The following is a 6,238-nucleotide window of genomic DNA, read 5'->3' on the forward strand; positions in this document are numbered from 1 at the left end:
GGCCAGGTCGACCTCGGCGGACAGGGATGCGGCGATCGTGCGCATTGTGGGCCCGGCGCGCCACCCGCCCTCCCACTTCTCGGCCCACCGTGCGTCCTGCATCTCCGCCAGCACGGCGTGGAGGGTGGAGCGGCTGGCCCCGGTGATCCGGGCGATCTCCGCGAGGGGCAGCGGTGGGCCCTCGCGTGACAGTGCCTCGATCACGGCGAGGACGCGATGCGTGGGCTCATGGCGCATAGTCGACATCGTATGTCGACATGTCGGCGATGTGCGCACTGTTTCGCTCGCCGAGATGAAAATCGCGGCCTTCGGGGCGCACGATGGACCCCGAACCAGACCGCAGACAGACCTGTCTGCGGTCTGTCGTCCGGTCGGACCGGGCCAGCCCACGACATTGGAGGTCGCATGACAGCGAGGACGGCGGTGACGCTCTCGCACCTCGACGCACTCGAGGCCGAGTCCGTCCACATCTTCCGCGAGGTAGCCGCGCAGTTCGAACGCCCGGGGATGCTGTTCTCGGGTGGCAAGGACTCCGTGGTGATGTTCCACCTTGCGCGCAAGGCCTTCTGGCCCGCGCCCATGCCGTTCCCGCTCATGCACGTCGACACCGGGCACAACTTCGACGAGGTCATCGAGTACCGCGACAGGGTGGTCGACCAGACCGGCGTCCAACTGCTCGTGTCCTACGTCCAGGACGACATCGACGCCGGCCGCGTGGTCGAGGAGACCGGCGTCGGCACCAGCCGTAACCGCCTCCAGACGGCCGCGCTGTTGCGCGGCATCCAGGAGAACCGCTTCGACGCGGTCTTCGGGGGCGCCCGTCGCGACGAGGAGAAGGCCCGGGCCAAGGAGCGCGTCTTCTCCTTCCGCGACGCGTTCGGAGCCTGGGACCCGCGCGCGCAGCGCCCCGAGCTGTGGAAGCTCTACAACGGTAATCACCGCAAGGGCGAGCACATCCGGGTGTTCCCGCTGTCCAACTGGACCGAGCTGGACATCTGGCAGTACATCGAGCGCGAGGACATCGCGCTGCCGCCCATCTACTACGCGCACCAGCGCGAGGTGATCGAGCGCGACGGCATGCTGCTGGCCAAGACCCGCTTCCTCGAGACCCTCCCGGGCGAGGAGGCGCGCACCGAGCTGGTCCGTTTCCGCACCGTCGGGGACGCCACCTGCACCGGCTGCGTGGAGTCCGACGCCGCCGACAACGCCGCCGTCGTGGCCGAGGTCGCGGGCACCCGCGTCACCGAGCGCGGCGCCACCCGTGCCGACGACCGGATCTCCGAGGCCGGCATGGAAGACCGCAAGAAGGAAGGCTACTTCTGATGAGTTCCGCCACCACCGCGTCCTCCGCCGGCGCCCCGTCCCTCAGCACCGCGTCGACCCTCACCGCGGAGCAGTTGAGCACGATGTCCGAGCACGCCCAGCTGCTACGCATCGCCACCGCGGGGTCGGTCGACGACGGTAAGTCGACCCTCATCGGGCGCCTGCTCTTCGACTCCAAGGGCATCTTCGAGGACCAGCTGGCCTCGATCGAGGCCACCTCCGCCAAGCGCGGCGACGAGTACACCGACCTCGCGCTGCTCACCGACGGGCTGCGGTCCGAGCGCGAGCAGGGCATCACCATCGACGTGGCCTATCGCTACTTCTCGAGTCCGCGTCGCAAGTTCATCATCGCCGACACCCCGGGCCACGTGCAGTACACGCGCAACATGGTCACCGGTGCCTCGACGGCCGACGTGGCGATCATCCTCGTCGACGCCCGCAAGGGGGTGCTCGAGCAGACCCGCCGGCACGCGTTCCTGTCCGCGCTCCTGGGCATCCCCCGCCTGGTCGTGGCCGTCAACAAGATGGATCTGGTCGACTACGACGAGGCCACGTTCGAGGCCATCCGCACCGAGTTCACCGACTTCGCGGCCAAGCTCGAGGTCCACGACGTGACGTTCGTCCCGCTGTCCGCCCTCAAGGGTGACAACGTGGTCGACAGGTCCGAGGCCATGCCCTGGTACACGGGCCCGGCACTGCTCGACCACCTGGAGAACGTGCACATCGCGTCGGACCGCAACCTCACCGACGTCCGGTTCCCCGTGCAGTACGTGATCCGCCCCCAGCGCGCCGACGGACTGGACCACCGGTCCTTCGCCGGCACCGTCGCCGGGGGGATCATGAAGGTCGACGACGAGGTGGTGGTCATGCCGTCCGGTCGGCAGTCGACCATCAAGGCCATCTGGGGCCCGGGCGGAGCCGAGCTCGACGAGGCGGCGGCGCCGGCCGCGGTGACCATCGCGCTCAACGACGAGATCGACATCGTCCGCGGTGAGATGATCGCCCGGCCCGGCAACCGGCCGCACCAGGGCACCGAGCTCGAGGCGATGGTCTGCTGGTTCGCCGACGACTCGACCCTCACGCCCAACAAGCGGTACGTCGTCAAGCACACCACCCGCGACACCAAGGCGATCGTCACGGGCCTGGAGTACCGGCTCGACGTCAACACCCTGCACCGCGACCCCGACTCCACCGAGCTGGGGCTCAACGAGATCGGTCGCATCGGCCTGCGCACGCAGACGCCGTTGATGTACGACCCCTACCGCCGCAACCGGGACACCGGGGCGTTCATCCTCGTGGACGAGCTCTCCGGCAACACCGTGGGCGCGGGCATGATCATCGGGCCCGCCACCACCGGGTCCAACGTGGTCTGGCACGCCGGTGCCGTCCAGCGCGGCGACCGCGGGCAGGGCCGCACCCTGTGGCTCACCGGCCTGTCGGGTTCGGGCAAGTCCACGATCGCCTCCGAGGTGGAGCGGTTACTCATCGAGTCCGGCCACCCCGCCTACATCCTCGACGGGGACAACCTGAGGCACGGCCTCAACGCCGACCTCGGGTTCTCGGCCGAGGACCGGGCGGAGAACATCCGTCGCACCGCGGAGGTGGCGGCACTGTTCGCCGATGCCGGCGTCGTCGTCATCTGTTCCCTCATCTCCCCGATGCGCGCCGACCGCGACAAAGCGCGCGGCGTCCACTCCGCGGCCGACCTGCCCTTCACCGAGGTGTTCGTGGACACGCCGTTGGCCGAGTGCGAGGCGCGCGACCCCAAGGGGCTGTACGCCAAGGCGCGGGCCGGCGAGATCCCGGAGTTCACCGGCGTCTCCGCGCCGTACGAGCCGCCGCTGACCCCCGACCTACACATCCGTCCGGAGGACGGCACCGCGGAAGAGGTGGCGCAGCGGATCGTCAGCTCGATCCTGGGCGTCTGAGCGGGTGCCCGAGGCGCTCTGGTCCTACGACTCACTGGGGCTGCTGGTCGTCAGCGCGGTGATCGGCGTGGTCATAGGTCTGACGGGGATGGGCGGCGGGGCGTTGATGACGCCCGCGCTCATCCTCGTGGGGATCCCTCCCACCGCCGCCGTGGCCAACGATCTGGTGGTCAACGCGGTGAACAAGGTGGTCGGGGCCGGAGTGCACTGGAAGCACGGCAAACCCAACCTGAAGATCGCGTTCTGGCTGATCCTGGGCTCGGTTCCGACCGCGTACCTGGGGGCCTGGCTGGTGCACGCGGTGGGAGCCGACGACGTCCAGGGGCTGCTGAAGAAGGCCATCGGCGGGACGCTCATCGTGGCCTCCTCCGCCTACTTCCTGCGGGCGTTCTTCGAGATGGCCGGCAAGATCCGTACGGGCAGCGACCCGAACCCACCGGTCAGACCGCTCGTCACCCTGCTGGTCGGAGTGGTCGGCGGGCTGATGGTGGGCATCACCTCGGTGGGCTCCGGCACGGTCATCATGATGTGCATCATGCTGCTGTACCCGACCCTGGCCGCGCTGCGGCTGGTGGGCACCGACCTCGTGCAGGCGGTCCCGCTGGTGATCGCGGCGGCCATCGGGCACGTGATGGTGACCGGCGTCGACTGGACCCTGCTGGTGCCGCTGCTGATCGGCGGGGCGATCGGGACGTTCTTCGGCTCCCGGGTCGCCGGCCGGGTGCCGCAGGGTCTGATCCGGCGGGGCATCACCATCGTGTTGGCGGTCACCGCCTCGGCGATGCTCGGGGCGTCGCCGCCACTGATCGGTGTGATCGCCCTGGTGCTGGTGACGGGCGGGCCACTCGTATGGCGGGCGCTGGTGCGCAGATACTCGGTGCATCTCGGCGAGCGGGCGGCGCAGGACCGCGTGCGCGCCTGACCCTCGCCTGACTCACGTACACGGCGCGCCGGGCCCACCCGCGTGCCGATCCCGCCGCATCCGCGCGTGAGTACTGCATCCACTCACGATATTCCGCGTGCGAATGCAGTAATGGCGCGCGGATGGGGGTTGGCGCGCGGATGGAGCTTGGCGCGCGGATCGGGCGGAGGGGCGGTCAGGAGGTGGTGACGAGTTCCGGATCGGGAGTCCGCTCACGGCGGACGGCACGCACCGCGTGGACCACGAGCGCGATCCACACCAGGACCAGCGTCCCGAGCACGGGCCCGATCACGATCGCCGGGGCGTCGGCAGCGCTCAGCAGGGTGAAGGTGTTGGTGATGATGATGAGACCGCCCGCGGCCGTGCCCAGGACGCGGGCGGACATGTGCCGGACCATCCAGGCCGCGAACGGAGCGGCGGTCACGCCACCGACGAGCAGCGCGACGGCGAACGCCCAGTTGATGCCCGCGGCGCCGAGACCGAAGAGGAAGCCGATGGACGCGCTCACCGCCACCACGAACTCGGAGGCGCTGATCGAGCCGACCACCTTGCGCGGTTCCACCCGGCCCGAGGAGAGCAGAGTGGTGGTCCCCACCGGGCCCCACCCGCCGCCTCCGAACGCGTCGAGTGTTCCGCCGACGAAGCCCAGTGGCACCAGGAAGCGCGCCGAGATCTGGCCGGAGAACTGGGGCCGCCTGCCTCCCAGTCGCAGGAAGCGGTAGAGGACGTAGAAACCCAGTGCGAGCAGGAGCGAAGCGACGATGGGCTTGGCGGTCGCGCTGGACAACGACGCCAGGGCCGTCGCGCCGATGAAGGCGCCCACCGCGCCCGGGCCCGCGAGGATCGCGACGATGCGCCAGTCCACGTTCCCGAACTTGTGGTGGGAGACGCCGGACGCGAGGGTGGTGCCGATCTGGGCGAAGTGCACGGCTGCCGACGCGGCCGCGGGCGCGATCCCGGCGGCCACGAGGATGGTCGTCGAGGTGACGCCGTATCCCATGCCGAGCGAGCCGTCGACCAGCTGGGCGAGCAGTCCGGCGAAGCCGAGGATGATCAGGGTGGGCACGAGGGGGATCCTCCGGCGTCGGTCGAGTGGGGGGTTCTCGGAACCACGTAGCGGGCGAGGCCTCGTCCGGCCGCGGCCCACTAGGGCATTAAACAGAGTAGTTCAGTAGACTTTAGCATCAGGGCCTGGGGTTGGCCACCACGGCGGGTCGGCGGGTCAGTGGCGGCGGGGTCCGCCGCTCACCGGGGCTCCCAGGCGTCCTCGTCCAGGGTGAGGGCGTGGACCTCGCCCGGTAGCCGGCCCTCGGCGAGGTCGGACAGTGTCACTGCGTCCATGACCCGCCGCAGGGACGCCCTCGACGCGATCCACACGTGCTGGAGGACCGCGGCCCGCTCGTTGTAATCGACCGCCTCGGGCCGCACGTCATACACGCTGACGAGCGGGCCGTCGACCGCGCGGAGGACATCGGCGACAGTGACGGAGCCCGCGTCCTGAGCGAGTGTCCAGCCACCGGTCTTGCCCCGTCGGCTGGCCACGATGCCGGCCCGGCGCAGGTCCGACAGGATCGATTGCAGGAAGCCGTGCGGGATGTCCTGGAGCCGGCCCAGTTCCTCGGCGCTGATCGGGTTCTCGCGGGGACCGTCGCCACTGTGGGCGCGTTGGGCGTTCGCGAGCTCGACGAGCGCACGCAGCGCGTAGTCCGACTTCGCGGTGACCCTCATGGGAACAGTCTCCCATGGGGGCGGATCTCCTGAGTGGCCGCGGACCGGGGTGGGGGAGCGGCGCCGGACAACCTGGCAGGCGTCAACATGAAAGTTTTGTGACATAATGGCCGAATTCGCGCCGGCTCGGGGTCGGCGCCCTGCTCCGAGGAGCGACATGAACGAGGCGGATGAGCGGACCTGCTACGTCCACGAGACCTCCGACGGCGCGGTCTGGAGCTGCCGTCGTTGTGGCGCGACCAGCGGCACGCTGCCCTCGCGAGGCGCGGCGCGGGTCGCCGCCGACGCCCACCGTTGCCCGGATGAGCCGGCCCGCGTGGTCCGGGAGTACGGCAGA

The 6,238-nt window shown here is 70.0% G+C and carries 7 protein-coding genes; 4 read left to right on the forward strand and 3 right to left on the reverse strand.

Annotated elements, in window-relative coordinates:
* The coding region (locus G6026_RS00950; protein ID WP_182611971.1) for a helix-turn-helix domain-containing protein at nucleotides 1–237 on the reverse strand (237 nt) is incomplete at its 3' end.
* Between the two features lie 168 nt (nucleotides 238–405).
* On the opposite strand from G6026_RS00950, the gene cysD reads away from it, so the two are divergent.
* The 3 genes from cysD to G6026_RS00965 are packed head-to-tail and all read left to right on the forward strand — an operon-like array spanning nucleotide 406 to nucleotide 4,173.
* A complete protein-coding gene (cysD, locus tag G6026_RS00955) occupies nucleotides 406–1,323 on the forward strand; it encodes a sulfate adenylyltransferase subunit CysD (RefSeq protein WP_107757162.1) in 918 nt (305 codons plus the stop codon).
* Nucleotides 1,323–3,251 (forward strand): sulfate adenylyltransferase subunit CysN, encoded by a 1,929-nt coding sequence (gene cysN, locus G6026_RS00960; protein ID WP_107757161.1) that lies wholly within the window; start codon nucleotides 1,323–1,325, stop codon nucleotides 3,249–3,251. The genes cysD and cysN overlap by 1 nt, the downstream gene beginning before the upstream one ends.
* A 4-nt stretch (nucleotides 3,252–3,255) precedes the next feature.
* Complete coding sequence (locus G6026_RS00965) at nucleotides 3,256–4,173, forward strand: sulfite exporter TauE/SafE family protein (protein ID WP_182611972.1); 918 nt, start codon at nucleotides 3,256–3,258, stop codon at nucleotides 4,171–4,173.
* A gap of 175 nt (nucleotides 4,174–4,348) precedes the next feature.
* On the opposite strand, the gene G6026_RS00970 is transcribed toward G6026_RS00965, so the two are convergent.
* Together G6026_RS00970 and G6026_RS00975 are read right to left on the reverse strand one after the other, a co-directional pair.
* The gene (locus G6026_RS00970; protein WP_182611973.1) at nucleotides 4,349–5,239 is read right to left on the reverse strand and encodes a TSUP family transporter; all 891 of its coding nucleotides are present in this window, start codon (nucleotides 5,237–5,239) and stop codon (nucleotides 4,349–4,351) included.
* A gap of 179 nt (nucleotides 5,240–5,418) precedes the next feature.
* On the reverse strand, nucleotides 5,419–5,901 hold the full coding sequence (locus tag G6026_RS00975; protein WP_182611974.1) for an Rrf2 family transcriptional regulator: 483 nt from the start codon (nucleotides 5,899–5,901) through the stop codon (nucleotides 5,419–5,421).
* Between the two features lie 157 nt (nucleotides 5,902–6,058).
* On the opposite strand from G6026_RS00975, the gene G6026_RS00980 reads away from it, so the two are divergent.
* Nucleotides 6,059–6,238, forward strand: a 180-nt coding sequence (locus tag G6026_RS00980; protein ID WP_182611975.1) for a hypothetical protein, incomplete at its 3' end; no start/stop codon positions are given.

This window comes from Dietzia sp. DQ11-38-2 (assembly GCF_014145055.1).
Lineage (GTDB): Bacteria > Actinomycetota > Actinomycetes > Mycobacteriales > Mycobacteriaceae > Dietzia.

Excerpts from the sequence above, each read along its gene's own strand:
- cysN (WP_107757161.1), top strand. The coding sequence starts at position 1,323 with ATGAGTTCCGCCACCACCGCGTCCTCCGCCGGCGCCCCGTCCCTCAGC.
- cysD (WP_107757162.1), top strand. The coding sequence starts at position 406 with ATGACAGCGAGGACGGCGGTGACGCTCTCGCACCTCGACGCACTCGAG.
- G6026_RS00975 (WP_182611974.1), bottom strand. The coding sequence starts at position 5,901 with ATGAGGGTCACCGCGAAGTCGGACTACGCGCTGCGTGCGCTCGTCGAG.